The 16,202-nt window shown below is 61.3% G+C and carries 10 protein-coding genes and 2 rRNA genes (1 of these 12 cut by a window edge); 10 read left to right on the forward strand and 2 right to left on the reverse strand.

What is annotated here, in order from left to right; translation table 11 throughout:
* From ACTG27_RS21095 to ACTG27_RS21135, 9 genes are all read left to right on the forward strand, one after another.
* Positions 1-1,814: ribosomal RNA gene (locus ACTG27_RS21095) — 23S ribosomal RNA — on the forward strand (it extends 1,076 nt beyond the left edge of the window).
* 83 nt (positions 1,815-1,897) lie between these two features.
* Positions 1,898-2,012: ribosomal RNA gene (gene rrf / locus ACTG27_RS21100) — 5S ribosomal RNA — on the forward strand.
* 183 nt (positions 2,013-2,195) lie between these two features.
* Positions 2,196-2,702 carry an NUDIX domain-containing protein gene (locus tag ACTG27_RS21105; protein ID WP_439980361.1) on the forward strand — a complete coding sequence of 169 codons (507 nt, stop codon included), beginning with the start codon at positions 2,196-2,198 and terminating at the stop codon, positions 2,700-2,702.
* A 132-nt stretch (positions 2,703-2,834) separates the two neighbouring features.
* Entirely contained in the window at positions 2,835-4,997 is a 2,163-nt protein-coding gene (locus ACTG27_RS21110) for an AsmA family protein (RefSeq protein ID WP_439980363.1), read from the forward strand.
* Positions 4,998-5,142: 145 nt separating this feature from the next.
* On the forward strand, positions 5,143-6,525 hold the full coding sequence (locus tag ACTG27_RS21115) for a DUF3404 domain-containing protein (protein ID WP_439980364.1): 1,383 nt from the start codon (positions 5,143-5,145) through the stop codon (positions 6,523-6,525).
* Positions 6,522-7,169 (forward strand): response regulator transcription factor, encoded by a 648-nt coding sequence (locus tag ACTG27_RS21120; protein ID WP_058058526.1) that lies wholly within the window; start codon positions 6,522-6,524, stop codon positions 7,167-7,169. Before ACTG27_RS21115 ends, ACTG27_RS21120 begins: the two co-directional genes overlap by 4 nt.
* A gap of 65 nt (positions 7,170-7,234) precedes the next feature.
* A complete protein-coding gene (locus tag ACTG27_RS21125) occupies positions 7,235-7,999 on the forward strand; it encodes a DUF2861 family protein (protein ID WP_439980366.1) in 765 nt (254 codons plus the stop codon).
* A 108-nt stretch (positions 8,000-8,107) separates the two neighbouring features.
* A complete protein-coding gene (locus ACTG27_RS21130) occupies positions 8,108-10,309 on the forward strand; it encodes a glycoside hydrolase (RefSeq protein WP_439980368.1) in 2,202 nt (733 codons plus the stop codon).
* Between the two features lie 95 nt (positions 10,310-10,404).
* A complete protein-coding gene (locus ACTG27_RS21135) occupies positions 10,405-10,935 on the forward strand; it encodes a GNAT family N-acetyltransferase (protein WP_439980370.1) in 531 nt (176 codons plus the stop codon).
* 88 nt (positions 10,936-11,023) lie between these two features.
* Here the strand turns inward: ACTG27_RS21135 and glnE are convergent, their stop codons facing one another.
* Together glnE and ACTG27_RS21145 are read right to left on the reverse strand one after the other, a co-directional pair.
* On the reverse strand, positions 11,024-13,897 hold the full coding sequence (gene glnE / locus ACTG27_RS21140; RefSeq protein ID WP_439980372.1) for a bifunctional [glutamate--ammonia ligase]-adenylyl-L-tyrosine phosphorylase/[glutamate--ammonia-ligase] adenylyltransferase: 2,874 nt from the start codon (positions 13,895-13,897) through the stop codon (positions 11,024-11,026).
* 175 nt (positions 13,898-14,072) lie between these two features.
* A complete protein-coding gene (locus ACTG27_RS21145; protein WP_005362726.1) occupies positions 14,073-15,323 on the reverse strand; it encodes a methyl-accepting chemotaxis protein in 1,251 nt (416 codons plus the stop codon).
* 101 nt (positions 15,324-15,424) lie between these two features.
* Between ACTG27_RS21145 and ACTG27_RS21150 the strand changes: the two genes are divergently transcribed.
* On the forward strand, positions 15,425-16,177 hold the full coding sequence (locus tag ACTG27_RS21150) for a potassium channel family protein (protein WP_005354446.1): 753 nt from the start codon (positions 15,425-15,427) through the stop codon (positions 16,175-16,177).
* Positions 16,178-16,202 lie beyond the last annotated feature (25 nt).

Below are 16,202 nucleotides of genomic sequence, written 5' to 3' on the forward strand. Positions count from 1 at the left end.
AAGCGTAATAGCTCACTAGTCGAGTCGGCCTGCGCGGAAGATGTAACGGGGCTCAAACCAGGCACCGAAGCCGCGGATTCACACTTATGTGTGAGTGGTAGGGGAGCGTTCTGTAAGTCTGCGAAGGTGTATCGAGAGGTATGCTGGAGATATCAGAAGTGCGAATGCTGACGTAAGTAACGATAAAGGGGGTGAAAAGCCTCCTCGCCGGAAGACCAAGGGTTCCTGTCCAACGTTAATCGGGGCAGGGTGAGTCGACCCCTAAGGCGAGGCCGAAAGGCGTAGTCGATGGGAAGCAGGTTAATATTCCTGCACGACTTGTAATTGCGATGGGGGGACGGAGAAGGCTAGGTGGGCCAGGCGACGGTTGTCCTGGTGAAAGTGCGTAGGTGGTGTTTCCAGGCAAATCCGGAGACACAACACTGAGACACGAGACGAACACACTACGGTGTGGAAGCCATTGATGCCCTGCTTCCAGGAAAAGCCTCTAAGCTTCAGATTACAAGTCATCGTACCCCAAACCGACACAGGTGGTCGGGTAGAGAATACCAAGGCGCTTGAGAGAACTCGGGTGAAGGAACTAGGCAAAATAGAACCGTAACTTCGGGAGAAGGTTCGCTCTTGACAGTGAAGTCCCTTGCGGATGGAGCAGTTGGGAGTCGCAGTGACCAGATGGCTGGGACTGTTTATCAAAAACACAGCACTCTGCAAACACGAAAGTGGACGTATAGGGTGTGACACCTGCCCGGTGCCGGAAGGTTAATTGATGGGGTTAGCGCAAGCGAAGCTCTTGATCGAAGCCCCGGTAAACGGCGGCCGTAACTATAACGGTCCTAAGGTAGCGAAATTCCTTGTCGGGTAAGTTCCGACCTGCACGAATGGTGTAACCATGGCCATGCTGTCTCCACCCGAGACTCAGTGAAATCGAATTCGCCGTGAAGATGCGGTGTACCCGCGGCTAGACGGAAAGACCCCGTGAACCTTTACTACAGCTTGGCACTGAACATTGAACCTACATGTGTAGGATAGGTGGGAGGCTTTGAAGGCGTGACGCCAGTTGCGCTGGAGCCGTCCTTGAAATACCACCCTTGTATGTTTGATGTTCTAACGCAGGGCCCTGAATCGGGCTCGCGGACAGTGCCTGGTGGGTAGTTTGACTGGGGCGGTCTCCTCCCAAAGAGTAACGGAGGAGCACGAAGGTTGGCTAATCCTGGTCGGACATCAGGAGGTTAGTGCAATGGCATAAGCCAGCTTAACTGCGAGACGGACAGGTCGAGCAGGTACGAAAGTAGGTCATAGTGATCCGGTGGTTCTGAATGGAAGGGCCATCGCTCAACGGATAAAAGGTACTCCGGGGATAACAGGCTGATACCGCCCAAGAGTTCATATCGACGGCGGTGTTTGGCACCTCGATGTCGGCTCATCACATCCTAGGGCTGAAGTCGGTCCCAAGGGTATGGCTGTTCGCCATTTAAAGTGGTACGCGAGCTGGGTTCAGAACGTCGTGAGACAGTTCGGTCCCTATCTGCCGTGGGCGTTGGATGATTGAAGGGAGTTGCTCCTAGTACGAGAGGACCGGAGTGAACGAACCTCTGGTGTTCGGGTTGTCACGCCAGTGGCACTGCCCGGTAGCTAAGTTCGGAATCGATAACCGCTGAAAGCATCTAAGCGGGAAGCGAGCCCTGAGATGAGTCATCCCTGACCCCTTGAGGGTCCTAAAGGGCCGTTGGAGACCACAACGTTGATAGGTGGGGTGTGTAAGCGCGGCGACGTGTTGAGCTAACCCATACTAATTACCCGTGAGGCTTAACCATACAACACCCAAGAAGTGTTCTAAGGCTTGTAGCAAATACCAAGCGAACTACTTACGTCAGCTTTCTCAGATTGAAGATTTTTGCCTGGCGGCCATAGCGCCGTGGAACCACCTGATCCCATGCCGAACTCAGAAGTGAAACGCGGTAGCGCCGATGGTAGTGTGGCATTCGCCATGCGAGAGTAGGACACTGCCAGGCACCCAATTTAAGAACCCCGCTCATCGAGCGGGGTTTTTTATTGGCTGAAATTCAGTAAGTCGCCTGATAATTGCCCCGTTTTATTCCTCTCCCTTCCAATTCCTAGTATTCCCCCGTCGGTTTTACTCATAAAAAATGGCCTTGGTGTCGTAAAATGGCGCTTTATTTCGTCGGAGATAGCCCATGTTTTGTCCAAAATGTGGTGGTCAAACCCTGCAGAGCGTCAGCCCCAAAGAGTTTCACTGTGGCTGCGGTTTTCATTTTTTCCAGAATGTGGCGACGGCTGTGATGGTGGCGCTTTGCTGGCAAGATGAGGTGCTGGTTGCGGTGAGGGCCGGCAATCCGGGCAAGGGGTTGCTGGATCTGCCGGGCGGATTTGTCGATCCCGGCGAGTCGCTGGAGGTGGCACTGGTGCGCGAGTTGCAGGAGGAGCTGGGGCTCGATGTTAGCGCCCAACCTTTTACCTATCTCGGTTCCTTCCCCAATATCTATCCCTACGATGGCATCACCTATCACACCTGTGACACCTTTTTCGCCATCAAGCTGAGTGAAAAACCGGTCATCCAGCCGGCTGACGATGTGGCCGCCTGTCAGTGGCTGAAGATCAGCGATATTCCCTTGCCCCGCTTTGCTTTCGAGTCGACGCGCACCGCGATGGCGCGGCTGCAGCAATCCCCTTTACAAGCCTGATTCTTGCGGATGCCAATAGGGATTGGCAGCGACCATCCCTGTCTCATCCTTGTCCGCTTTTGTCCCGCAGACGCCATTCGTCAGACGGTGAGTGATATAGTCTGCAGTGGATCCGGATTCAAGGAGCATATCGTGAAGAAGATAGTTCTCATCTTGCTCGGCATCGCCGTAGCGGCCTTGCTGGCCATAGTGACGTTGATAAGCCTTATCGACCCCAATCAATTCAAGCCCCAACTGGCTGAACAGGTGCGCAAGAGCACGGGCCGGGAACTGGTGATGGTGGGGGAGATCGACTGGCGTTTCTGGCCGAGTCTCGGCCTCTCGCTGGAAAAGGTCGCCCTGCGCAATCCGGCCGGTTTTGCCGAGCCGGATCTGGTTCGTTTCGAACAGGGCGAGGCCTCGGTGGCCCTGTTGCCGCTGCTCTCCCATCGTCTGGAGATCGGCAAGGTGACCCTGAGTGGTGCCCATCTCTTTATCCAGACCAAGGCGGATGGCAGCTCCAATCTGAGCGGACTGCTCAAAGATGCCACTGCTGATGCAAGCGAACCGGTCGTCCCCGCAACCCCTGCGCCAGCCGCTGATAGCAAGCCCTGGCAGATCAGCTTGCAGGGTGTCGTGCTCTCTCAGGCCAGCGCGCTGGTACAGGATGATCGCAGCGGCACCTCGCTGCGACTGGATCGCCTCGATCTCGATATGGGGCAGCTGGCCACCGGTCAGTGGGTACCCGTGACGCTGGCCGCCAAGGGGAGTGCCGACAAGCTCGCTTTCGATGTTAAAGGGCAGACCCAGGTCAAGCTGGCGCAGGAGGTGATGGCGAGTGAACTAAAAGACTTGAGCCTCAGTGGCAGCCTGAGTGACCCGTCCCTGCGACTCGACAGTTTCTCCATCAAGGGAGACCGACTGGCCTTGGGTGAGTGGGGCAACCTCACGTTGGCGCTGAAAGGAGCCAAGGTAGAGGGGCAGCAAGCTTCACTGGCTGGCTCGCTGGAAGGAACGCTCAAGGGACGGCTCGATAAAGAGATGAAGCTGGCCGAGCTCTCCGATGTGCTGCTGACGGCAGCGCTGGAAGGTGATGCGCTGCCACGCCCGCAGATGAAGCTGAAACTGGCCGGGTTTGCCCGTGCCGAGCTCGACAAGCAGCTGATCACCCTGAGCAAGCTGGTGATGAGTGCCGATGAGGCGCTGTTGAGTGGTGATGGAATTGTGCAGCTTGGCGCTGTTCCCGCAATCAGCTTCGATCTCAAGGGGGAGAAGCTGGATCTCGACAAATGGCTCGCCAAACCGGCACCTAACACACCTGCGCAGGCGAAAGAGGACAAACCGGCGACCGGTGTTGCCAACACTGCTGCAAATGGCAATAAAGCGGCAACCGGCAAGAGCGAAGCTCTCTCCGCGGTTGAACCGGATCTGGGCGCGCTCAAAGGGGTGGATCTGGATGGTCGGCTGCAACTCGGCAGCCTGCGTCTGAAAGGGCTGGATCTCGGCGCAGTCGATCTGCAGGTGGTTTTGGCCAGGGGACTGCTCACGCTCAAACAGTTCAGCGCGACCGTAGCAGGTGGTCAGGTAAGCGCGAACGGGGTACTCGACGCACGCCAGCAGCCCGCCACCTACAAGGTGCACAAGCAGGTGGCCGGAGTGAACATTCGCCCCTTGTTGCAGACTCTGGCTCAGAGTGATCTGCTGGAGGGCAAGGGCGATCTCGATGTGCAGGTGCAGGGGCGTGGTCTCTCTGAGTTGGCACTGCGCAACGGGATGCAAGGCAAGGTTACCTTGAAGCTGAGCGACGGTGCCCTGCACGGCATCAACCTGCCGGAGATGATCCGCGAGGCGCGGGCCACCCTCACCGGCAAGGGGGCCGAGCAGGTGAAGGAGGCGCGCAAGACCGACTTCAGCTCCCTTACCGCCAGCTTCCAGATTGCCGACGGCATCGCCCGCAGCAACGACATCCAGCTATTTGCCCCGGCCTTGCGGGTCAAGGGGGAGGGGCAGACTGCGCTGGTGCCGGAGAGCCTCGACTTCCTGTTCCTTACCTCCATCGTCGAGAGCAGCAAGGGGCAGGGGGGCAAGGATGTGGACGAGCTGAAGGAGATCACCATTCCGGTGCGGATCGGCGGTCACTGGCAGGCCCCCAGCTATCAGCTCGATGTGAAGGCACTGCTCAGCAACAACAAATTGCTGGAGGAGAAGGCCCGCAAGGAGGCCGAACGCGGCCTCAAGAAGCTGCTGGGGGACAAGGCCGACAACGATGCTGTCAAAGGGGTGGCTGACCAGCTGCTCAAGGGACTGTTCAAATAGGTGACGGTTCACATGGGCTGGCGGGAGCCGCGCCAATGCCGTTAGCGGTTGACCGGATGTCAGCGCCATTGAAAAATGGCGCTGACATTTTTTATGGCGCAGTGATCTGCTGCGCCTTGATCCGGAGTCATCTCGAGTTGAACCCATGCGCCTGATCCTGCTGCTCTGCTCCCTGATCTGCTACGGCATGGCGTATCCCGTGCTGGCCGGGCCGCTGGCTGATCGCCTGGCGGGCGAGCTGGCCAGGCAGGCTCCCGAACAGGCGCTGCCTCTTGACGAGGTGCAGCGGCTCGATCGTCGCCTGATTGCTCCCGACTCCCTCTATCCCGCCTGGCAGAGTTATCCGCTGCGCCAGTTGCAAGCCATCTATCGCTATCAGCAGGAGTGCGGGACAGAGAATGAGTTGCCCGCCGAGTGGCTGCCGCTGCTGCGGGCGCTTTGCGGCCAAGGGGCTGAACCCTCGACTCGCTGGTTTGCTGCTCACCCCGTCTATCCGCAGGGCGGTTCCAGCGCTGCTCGCTGGCAGGATGGTCATTCGGCGGCCGGGCTCGACGCTCTGCTCCATGTGCGGGAGCGGAGCGATCGGTTGGGGCAGCTTGGCGAGCTTGATGATGACAACCTAGACGCCCTGCTGCGGGGCGAGCGCTGGCTGCTGCAATCCGGCCAGCTCTGGCTGCTTGCCGATGGGCAGTGGCGCCGTTATGGCGCAGGGCAGTGGCAGCCGCTGGCCGAGCGGCTTGGTGTGACGCTGGATAGTCGTACCGCTGGTACTTGTGAGGAGCGAGTCGGAGCGATCTGCTTCAATACTCGCCCCACGCTTGGCTGGCAGTGGCTGGCGCTGGCCAGCTCTCTTGGTTTCATCCTGCTGCTGGGGTGGGCCAGCTGGCAGCGCTGGCGCCTGCTGCGGGAGCGGCGTGTCGCATTGCAGATGCTGACCCATGAGCTGCGCACTCCCATCATGGCGCTCTCCGGCATCAGCGAGGAGCTGCGCCACGATTTCGACCGGCTGCCCCCTTCCGCCCAGCAGAGCGTGGGTCAGCTGCTGGGCAGTGTCGCCCGTCTGCATCAACTGGCGCAGGCCAGTCGCCACTATCTGGCGGCAGAGACTCTGGAAGATGAGCGGGTGGCGGTCAGTCTCACCGAGTGGCTCACCCTGGCCTGCGAGCGGCATGACGCCACCTTCTGTCTTGAGCGGGAGATGACTCTGGCGCTCCCCTTTTACTGGCTCGATCTCGCCCTCGACAACCTGCTGCGCAACGCCAGCCAGCATGGCCGCGCGCCGGTTCGGATCTGTGCCAGCTGGCAGGCGGGGCGTCTTATCCTCGCGGTCAGCGATGGCGGCGAGCTGCCGGGTTACCGGCTCGCTACCCTGCTGCACCGAGGTGCCCGTGCCGATGGTTTGGGGCTGGGGCTTGCCATCGTGCGCCATCTGCTGAGCCGTCTTGGCGGGCGCCTCGCCCTATCCGGCCCGCCCACTACTTTTACCCTGACGCTGCCCTGCCAACTCTGGAGCGACCCCGAATCATGAAAACCATCCTGCTTGTTGAAGACGAGGCGCTGCTGGCGGAGAACCTGCAACGCTATCTGACCCGTGAAGGGTATCGCTGCCTCTGGTGCGACACCCTGGCTGCGGCGGAGCAGCAGTGGCTGGCGGCGGATCTGGTGCTGCTGGATCGCACCATGCCGGAGGGGGATGCCCTCGACTGGCTACCCCTGTGGCTGGCGCGCAAGGCGCTGCCGGTGATCGTGCTGACCGCCCGGGTGGAGGTGAGCGACCGGGTGGCCGGGCTCGATGCGGGGGCGCGCGACTACCTGACCAAGCCCTTCTCCCACGACGAGCTGCTGGCGCGGATCCGGGCCCAGCTGCGCCAGCTGGGGGATGGCACTCAGGCGGTGGGCGGCTTGCAGCTGCATCCCGCCCGGATGCAGGCGAGCTGGCAGGATGCGGAGGTGAGCTTTACCCCCACCGAGTTTGCCCTGCTCACCCTGCTGGTGCGGATGGCGGGGCGGGTGCTGAGCCGGGAGGAGATCCTCAACCGGGTGTGGGGCTATCAGGCGTTTCCCTCCACCCGCACGGTTGATACCCATATTCTGCAACTGCGCCAGAAGCTGCCCGGACTGGCCATCGAGACGGTGCGCGGCATCGGCTACCGGCTGGAGGTGCCAGCGTGAAGCATGCAACGCTGACACCTCTGCTGTTGGCTCTAAGCGTCGGCCTACTGAATGCAGGCAGTGTGATGGCAACCGATCGCCTCCTGGAAACCGAACGCGCCGACCCGCTGCAACCGGCTACCTTGGCGCTGTTGCAGGGAGATAACCAGCACGCCTGGCAATCTTTGCAGCAGGCATGGCCTGCGCTCAACAGCGATGCCGAGCGCCGTAGCTGGCAGGGGATGCTGGCTGCGCTGAGTGCCCAGCACTGTGGCAAGGATTTCCCGCTCACTCTGCCTGATGGGGTGAGCGAGCTGCGTCTTGAGCTGATCCAGCGCGATGCGCCGTTGTTGCGGGACTATCGGGTGCAGTTGACCGGGGAGGGGCCCATCGCCGCCGCTGAACTTATCGATCCCGCTGGCCGTGACCGACTGGCAGGCGCTCAGTGGGAGGCGGAAGAGAACTCCGGAGTCAGGGTTGTCGGGGCCGATCTACCGACGCCTTTGCCAGCTGGCCTCTATCAGCTGCGGCTGACGGTGGCGGGCAAGGAGTGGCAGATGGCGCTGCCGCTGCCTGCGGTGAAGGATCTGGACTGGCTCTCCCGCTCGCCGCTGGCGGTGGCCAGTCCCCCCGCAAATCCCGCTTCCTGTACGCCGCTCTGGCTTGAGCAGACGGTGCTGGCCCGCCCGCAATATTCCCTGCTGTGGTGGAACCGTCTGCCTCTCGATGGCAAGGTGGGTTGGCCTGCTGCCACGCCCGACAGCTGGCGTACCCTTTCGCTGGTGCAGACCAGCCAGCGCGGCCAGCTGGTGTTGCAGCTAAGCCACAGTCAGGCTGGGCCGGTTGAGTAATGGTCGTCGTGATGGTCAGTTGCACGCAATCCTGACATTGGCCTGACAATCGCAGGCGGCCAATCTGCTGAAATGGCGATTCCCGTGTGTTATCAGGAATCACCGACCATGACTCTTCTTCCCGAATTAGCGAGCCGGATCCGCCCGCTGCTGCTGTTGGCGCCGCTGTTCTCCCTGCCTGCCGAGGCGCTGACCCTTGCCAACGATCAGTGGCGCATCGAGCTGGATCCCGCCACCCTGGCGGCCGAGGCTGTGCTGCCATCGGGCAAGCACCTTCTCATCTCTTCTCCCGGCCCGCGTCAGCCGGTCACCGCTCTGCAGCAGGAGGGGGAGCGCGCCAGCTGGCTGACCCGTGCCGATGGCGAGGTGCGGGCCTTGGCTCGCCTCGAGGGCAATCGTCTGATCCTCACCCTGAGCCGTGCGAGTGCTGGCGAGCTGGTGTGGCCGCGGGTACCGGCAGGTGCGCAGGCGCTGATACTGCCGATCCACGAGGGATTTCGCATTCCGGCTACGCACACTGCGTGGCGCAAGGCGCTGGCGCAGGAGTATCAGGGGATCAACACCACGGATAATCTGACCCTGCCGGTGGTTGGGCTGGATCACGGCGATCAGCAGCTGGCGATCCTCTTTGCCAACCCTTTCAACAACCGGCTCACCTTTGCTCCGAAGAAAGATGGCATTGCCCTCACCGCGACCCATAGCGTCAATCGCCTCAATCTGGCTGACCCCTATGAGGTGGCAGTGTCGTTGCAACCGGGCAACGACTGGCTGGCGGCGGCCAAGGCCTATCGCAGCTGGTTGCAGGAGCGGGGCGAGCTGGTCTCGCTCGAGAGCAAGCTGGCGGCAGTAAAGGATGGCAAGCGGCTGATCGGCGCCTCTCACCTCTACCTTTGGGGCGAGCGACTGCTGGTGCCACAGGATGTGAAGAGTTGGCCCGCGCTGCGCCGCCTGATCCCCACCGACTGGCTCAAGGGGGAGAGTAAGAGTGCGCTGAAAGCGCCCGATCTTGAGCGCAATCGCTACCTGCAAAATCTGGTATTGGCCGGAGTGGAGCAGGCGCTGGCGCTGCGCCATCCGGGTCAGCAACCGGCCGATTTCACTGCCCGGCGAGTGCTGGCGACTAAACAACTGGGGGCTGCGCTCAACGAGCCACAGAGCTGGGGTGATGGCAGCTCAGCCAAGATGATCGCTGCTCTCAAGCAGTCTGGACTACCCAAACTCTGGCTGGGTCTGCCCCAGTGGACCGCCGGTTTTGCTGCGCCAGAGGGGATTGAACTTGCCAAACAGGCGGGCTATCTCATCGCCCCTTACGACTCTTACGATACCGCGCTGCCGGAGGGGAATAGCCAACAGAGCTGGCTCACCGCCCAGATGGGGCAGGATATCTACCTGCGCTGCGGCATCATGCAGGAGAACGGACGGCGCAAGAGCGGCTTTCAAAATAGCGGCGTCTACACCAATCAGGCCTGCGTGCGCCCGGTGATGGAACAGCGCGTACCCTGGTTGCAGCAGGCGAGCCACTACAACAGCTGGTTCCTCGATGTGGCGGCGACCGGCATGGTGTTTGACGACTTCGACCCGGCCAAGCCGACCAGCCAGGCGCAGGATGCGCAAAACCGGATGGCCGGGATGGCGTGGATTGCCAGGAGTCAGGGTGTGCTGGTGGGCTCCGAGGAAGGCGGCGCGGTTGCCAACCGCACCGCGGCTTTTGCCCACGGCCCCCAGACCAGCGGCTTTGGCTGGCAGGATCCCGATATGCGCCGCAACAAGCGCTCTCCCTACTATCTGGGAGCCTGGTATCCCGACTATCAGCCCGCGTTCTTCTTTCGCCAGAGCCACCTAAAACCTGAGTATCAGGGGCTCTACTTCGATCCGGCGCTGCGGTTGCCGCTGTTCCAGAGCGTTTTTCACGACAGCATAGTGACCACCCACCACTGGACGATGGACAGCCTCAAATTCAGGGAGAGCCGTCAGGTAACCGAGCTGTTGCAGCAGCTCTACAACGTGCCACCGCTGCTCAACCTCAGTCTGGATAGCGCCAGCGCGCGCATTCCCTACCTCAGGGGGCTCGATGCCTTCTTCCGTCCGATGCATGAGCGGCTCTACAACCAGCCGCTCACCGGTTTTCGCTGGCTCGATAAAAGAGGCGTGGTGCAGCAGAGCGAGTTTGCCGATGGCACTCGACTGATAGCCAACTTCGGCCCGGCCACCGAGCTGTCAGGGATCAAACTGGCCGCTCAAAGCGTGTTGGCGCTGTTGCCCGATGGCAGTCAGCAGCAGTTTGTCTCGCAACCGGATGGCGCCCGCTAATCGGGAGTTCTGGCTTTTATTTCATCAGGGGATAATATGGCAGAATTTTTCATGTATAGATGAACGTTCTGCAAAATAGATGAGAGGCAGTTCTGATGATTGAGAGTGAAGTGATTAGAGAGGTAAACCATCCGGCGTGGCCGCTGGTCTGGCAGATCTATGGCGAGAGTTTTCCCCGCTACGAGCAGCGCCAGTCACAGCATCAGCCACAGAAGATGCGGGATCCTCGCTATCACTGCCAAATCTTTTATCAGGACGGCCTGCTGCTCGGTTTCATCTTCTGGTGGGCGTGTGGCGAGCAGATCTATATCGAACATCTGGCCATCAATCCGGCGCTGCGCGGCCGCAACCACGGCAGCCGCCTGCTGGCCGAATTTTGCGAGCGGGCAGGCAAAACCGTCATTCTCGAGATCGATCCGCCAGAAGATGAGATTGCCATTCGCCGTCTGCGCTTCTATCAGGGGCTGGGCTTTTGTCTCAACGACTATGCCCATCTCCACCCACCCTATCATCCTGACTATCAAGGTCATGCCCTGCGGGTGTTGAGCTATCCGGGGCTCCTTGAGGAAGAGGCCTATCAGCGTTTCAACAGCATGCTGGTGGAGACGGTGATGGATCACGGCTGAGCAGCCGTAAGAATGCTGATTTTCCGATAAGAGAGGGGCCCGCCTGAAGCAATTCAGGCGGGCCCCTTTTCATTGCCGCTGGCGGGAATTACTCCCCCAGCAGGGTTTGCCAGACGGCGAGTACATGGCTGCGCTCACTCTGCAGCTGATCGTCGCTCACCTTGCGGGAGATCTCCGAGAGGTTGAGGCGATGGCCGAGGTTGCGGATCTCCAGATAGGCCTGCTTCAGCCCCTCCGCCTGCTCCAGGGTCAGCACCCCCGCCATGACGCACTCATCGAAGATGCGCACGTTATCGGACCAGCGGGTGAGGGCATCGGGCTCGCCGCAGGCGTGGGCCAGCACCAGATACTGGGCGATAAACTCGATATCCACCATGCCGCCGGGGGACTGCTTGAGGTCGAACTCGCCAGCCCCCGCCTTGAGCAGGTGATCCCGCATCTTGTGGCGCATCTCGCGCACCTCGCGGGCCAGGGTCGGCAGATCCCGCTCCCTGGCCAGCACATCGCGGCGGATACGGGCAAACTCGGCAACGATGGCGTCATCGCCATAGATGGGGCGGGCCCGCACCAGCGCCTGATGTTCCCAGGTCCACGCCTCGTTTTGCTGATACTGCTCATAGGCCGACAGCGACGAGACCAGCAGGCCGGAGTCGCCGGAGGGGCGCAGCCGCATATCGATCTCGTAGAGAATGCCGGAGGGGGTGCGGGTGCTGAACAGGTGCAGGATCCGCTGGGCGAGACGCAGGTAGAACTGGCGGCTGTCGATGGGTTTGCGACCATCTGTGTAGCTGTTGGGGTCGCCGCCGTGCAGGAACACCAGATCGAGATCCGAGCCGTAACCCAGCTCGATGCCGCCCAGCTTGCCATAGGCCACCACCGCGAAACCGCGCTGGCCGCTCAGCGCCACCTCGGGCGGCACCCCGTAGCGCTCACTCATCTGGGCCCAGGCCTGATTGACCACCTCCTCGGTGATCGCCTCCGCCAGCCAGGTGAGGTGGTCGCTCACCTTCATCAGCGGCAGGGCGCCGGCGATATCGGCCGCCACGATGCGCAGCAGCTGCACCTGCTTGAACTGACGCAGCGCCTCCATCTGCTGCTCCACGTCCTCTTCGGGGATGCGCAGCAGGAACTGGCGCAGCTGGGGCTTGTACTGATCGAGCGGGGTGGGGTGGTAGAGGTGCTGGGGATCGAGCAGCTCGTCCAGCAAAATGGGGTAGCGGGCCAGCTGTTCGCTCACCAGATGGCTGGCGTCGCACAGCCGTACCAGCTGGCGCAGGGCGCCCGGGTTCTCCGCCAGCAGTTGCAGGTAGGCGCTGCGGGTGAAGATGCGGGTCAGCAGCTCGCATACCCGCTCGAACAGGCGGGCGGGCTGCTCGCTGGCGACCACCAGTCGCAGCAGCTCCGGCATCAGCCAGTCCAGCGCGATGCGCCCCTGCGGCCCTACCTGACGGCGCTTGTACTCCTCCTTGAAACGCAGCAGCGCGGCGCAGAGCGGGGCGGGCTCGGCCACTCCCTGCGCGGTCAGCAGTTTTTCCAGCTCGGCGGCGTCGAGCTCGGTACGCCACAGATCGAGCCAGAGCTGCTCCAGATGGGCGGGTGCCTCTTTCTCTTCCCCCACCACGGCGGCGAACTCCTGATGGACGGCGGCCATCTCCTCATCGAGATGAGCCATAAAGGCGTCCCAGTCAACAAAACCCAGAGCAGCGATCAGCCGTTGGCGATCCCGCTCCTCGGTGGGCAGGGTCTGGGTCTGTTGATCGCCGATCTCCTGCAATATGTTCTCGACCCGACGCAGGAAGCGATAGGCATCCAGCAAGCGATCGCAATGGGCTGATTCGAGGGCGCCACATTGGGCGATGGCGGCCAGCGCTTCGGGCAGGTGGCGCACCCGTAGCGCAGGTTCACGACCGCCGCGAATAAGTTGCAGCGCCTGGGCGATAAACTCCACTTCACGGATGCCGCCAGCCCCCAGCTTGATGTTGCCCTCCAGTCCCTTGCGGCGCACCTCGGCGGCGATCATCGCCTTCATCTGGCGCAGGCCGTCGATAACGCCAAAGTCGATATAGCGGCGAAACACGAAGGGGCGCAGCATCTCGGCCAGCTCGACCGCGTGCTCGCATTGGGGGCCCAATACCCGCGCCTTGACCATGGCGTAGCGCTCCCAGTTGCGGCCGTGGTGCTGGTAGTAATCCTCCATGGCGGCAAAGGAGATGGCGAGCGGCCCCGCATCGCCAAAGGGGCGTAAGCGCATATCGACCCGGAACACCTGACCATCCTGAGTGGGCTGGTGGAGGGCGTTGATGATGCGCTGGCCGAGCTTGATGAAAAATTGCTGGTTGGCGAGTTCACGCCGCCCGCCGACCGTGTAACCGTTCTCGGGGAAGGTGAAGATAAGGTCGATATCCGAGGAGAAGTTGAGCTCGCCACCGCCGAGCTTGCCCATGCCGAGGATCAGCAGCGGTTGCGGGTTGCCATTGCCATCCATCGGGGTGCCCAGTTCGCCGCACTGTTTGGCGTAGAGCCAGTCGCGGGCAGAGCAGATGAGGGCATCCGCCAGCTTGGTGAGGTGGATAAAGCTCTCTTCTACTGTCGCGTGGCCCAGCAGCTCGCGCCAGGCGATCACCAGCATGCGGCTGCGGCGGAACTGGCGCAGGATGCGCTTGAGGGCCTCTTCATCGCTTACCTCGGCGAGCAGGGCGGTGAGGTCACTCTGGTAGGCGGGCCAGCGCTCGACCCGTTCGAGACCCCAGGAGGCGAGCAGCTCGGTCAGCAACTCCGGCTGCTTGAAGAGGGAGTCGGCGATAAAATCGGAGAGACCAAGCAGGGTCAGCAGGGTCTGGCGCACCGGCTCGGGCTGGTTGCCATAGTCGGGGGCCAGTTCAGTCAGCCGTTGCCACTGGCGCTGGGCCAGCTCCTGCAGCAGGGGGGAGAGGGCGGAGAAAGAGGGAGAGTGCTGGGCCACGGTTGCCGTCCTTGTGATTAACGAAACTGCCGGATAAAAAGCTGGCTGCCAATCTAGCACTGTCAGGCCCCCGCGTCACAGCGAAGGGGCGAGAAGCATGATCCGGCAAGGAAAATGGGTTGCTGGTGGGGATATGAAGAAAGGCCCCGCAGGGCCTTCTGTCTATTCACTCTGGTCACGCGAGCTTGAAGGACTGGATCTGGCTGTCGAGCTCCTTGCTGTGCTGCTCGACCAGCTCGGAGGCCTCTTGCAGCTCGCGAAGCACCACGACGGAGCCTTCGGCGATCTGCTTGACCTGCTCCAGATTGCCGCGCATCTCTTCGGCGACCGAGCTCTGCTGCTCGGAGGCGGCGGCGATGTGGCGGTTCATGTCGGCGACACCCTGTACCCGCTGCACTATGGTGGCGAGCTGGGTACCGGCCTGGGTCACCTGTTCCACCCCCTTGTCGGCCTGCTGTACGCTTTGGGCCATCAGCTCGCCAGCCTGATGGGCATTGCCCTGCAGCTGTTCGATCATCTTCTGGATCTCGACGGTGGCGGCCTGAGCCCGGTTGGCCAGCTCGCGCACTTCGGAGGCCACCACGGCAAAGCCACGACCCGCTTCACCGGCGCGAGCCGCTTCGATGGCGGCGTTCAGTGCCAGCAGGTTGGTCTGCTCCGAGATACCGCGAATGGTGTCGACCACAGAGCCAATGCGCTCGACCCCCTGCTCCACCTCGTTGACCACGGTGGCGGAGCGCTGGATGTTGCCGGAGAGGGTATCGATGGTGCTAACGGTGTCGGCGACGCAGCGGCTCCCCTCTTCCGCCAGCTGGCTGGTTTCGGCGGTGGCATGAGAGGCCTGATCCGCATGGGCGGCCACTTCGCGAATGGCGCCGACCATCTGGCTCATGGCGCTGGCCAGCTGTTCGATCTGGGTGAACTCTTCGTTGATCGCTTCGTTGGCCTCTTCCATGCAAAGGGTCACCTGGGAGGCGATGTCGTTGAGCTCCTTGCAGGCGGCACGCTGGTTGCCAAACACCTCTTTGAGGTTCTCTTGCGAGTGGGAGACCGCCTTGGCGATGTCACCGAATTCGTCACGAGACTTGAGCAGTACCTTGTGGCTGAGGTCCCGCTTGGCGAAGCGCTCCAGCAGGCCCACCAGATAATGCACCTGCTTGACCATCAGGCGGGAGCCGGTGAGCAGCAGGATCACGAACAGCAGCCCCATGATGGCGGTCTCCATCAGACCGGTCCAGAGCAGGCGATTGGAGATCGCATCCGCCTTGGCGGGATCGAGCCCTTCGCTGAGCAGGGTCGCTTCCAGATTGTTGGCGTCAAACCAGAGTTTTGTCAGTAGCAGGAGGGTACTGAACACCATCAGCAGCACCACTTTGGGTACCAACCGGATGTTGCTCATTCTTTTCTCCAGCAGGTTCAGCTGCATTGTCATTCTCCTTTTAAAAGCCGTTTTTTCCTTTGCCCTCAGGACTATCGGCATTATCTTCTCTTTTATTAATTTGCACTGTGCTTAAAGTTGGAAAATGTATGCGACATCACTTAACTCATCTGCGGGCGATGGATCTGTTGATGGCATTTCTGTCGATTATCTCGGTTGTGCTGGTGACGGCCCGCTGGTGGGGCCATGAGAGCCTGACACCACAGACTCTGCAGCTCTTCTATGACCTCGACAGTCTGATCTGCTATTTCTTCCTCGCGCACTTTGCTTATGGTTGGATCCGGGCCTCCGATCGCAAGGCCTATTTCAAGGCCAACTGGATCTATCTGCCGGGTAGCCTGCCGATGGCGGAGCAGCTGCGCTGGGCGCGGTTGATCCAGTTGTGGCGGGTCTATCAGCTGTTCAAGGAGCACCCGGATCTCTGGGCCATGTTCCGTCGCGAGCGCAACGAGACCACTCTTTCCGGCATCCTGTTCCTCTTTTTCCTGCTGCTGGGGGTGGGCTCCGGCGTCATGTACTGGATTGAGTCAGGCCAGCCCGGCAGCCAGATTGAGACACCCTATGACGCGTTCTGGTGGACGCTGGTGACCCTCTCGACAGTCGGTTACGGGGATCTGGTGCCCAAGACTGAGGAGGGGCGGTTTGTCGCCAGCCTGCTGATCCTGTTCGGGGTCGGTCTGTTCGGTGCCATCAGCGGTTTTATGGCCAGCCTGTTTTTGCAGCCCAACAAGGGGGATGGCGAGACCGACAAGTGGCGTCATCACTACAACAACCAGCAAGAGGAGCTGCTGCGGGAGATCCGCGCCCTGCGCAGCGAGGTGCAGGAGCTGAAAAACAAGTGAGGCCGCAGACGGGCAAGTTGCGAGG

The organism is Aeromonas sp. 97A (assembly GCF_051919185.1).
In the GTDB taxonomy this organism is placed as follows: Bacteria; Pseudomonadota; Gammaproteobacteria; order Enterobacterales; family Aeromonadaceae; genus Aeromonas; species Aeromonas veronii.

Coding starts and splice junctions, on each gene's coding strand:
- ACTG27_RS21105 (WP_439980361.1), top strand. CDS start 2,196: ATGTTTTGTCCAAAATGTGGTGGTCAAACCCTGCAGAGCGTCAGCCCC.
- ACTG27_RS21115 (WP_439980364.1), top strand. CDS start 5,143: ATGCGCCTGATCCTGCTGCTCTGCTCCCTGATCTGCTACGGCATGGCG.
- ACTG27_RS21120 (WP_058058526.1), top strand. CDS start 6,522: ATGAAAACCATCCTGCTTGTTGAAGACGAGGCGCTGCTGGCGGAGAAC.
- ACTG27_RS21125 (WP_439980366.1), top strand. CDS start 7,235: ATGGCAACCGATCGCCTCCTGGAAACCGAACGCGCCGACCCGCTGCAA.
- ACTG27_RS21130 (WP_439980368.1), top strand. CDS start 8,108: ATGACTCTTCTTCCCGAATTAGCGAGCCGGATCCGCCCGCTGCTGCTG.
- ACTG27_RS21135 (WP_439980370.1), top strand. CDS start 10,405: ATGATTGAGAGTGAAGTGATTAGAGAGGTAAACCATCCGGCGTGGCCG.
- ACTG27_RS21145 (WP_005362726.1), bottom strand. CDS start 15,323: ATGCAGCTGAACCTGCTGGAGAAAAGAATGAGCAACATCCGGTTGGTA.
- ACTG27_RS21150 (WP_005354446.1), top strand. CDS start 15,425: ATGCGACATCACTTAACTCATCTGCGGGCGATGGATCTGTTGATGGCA.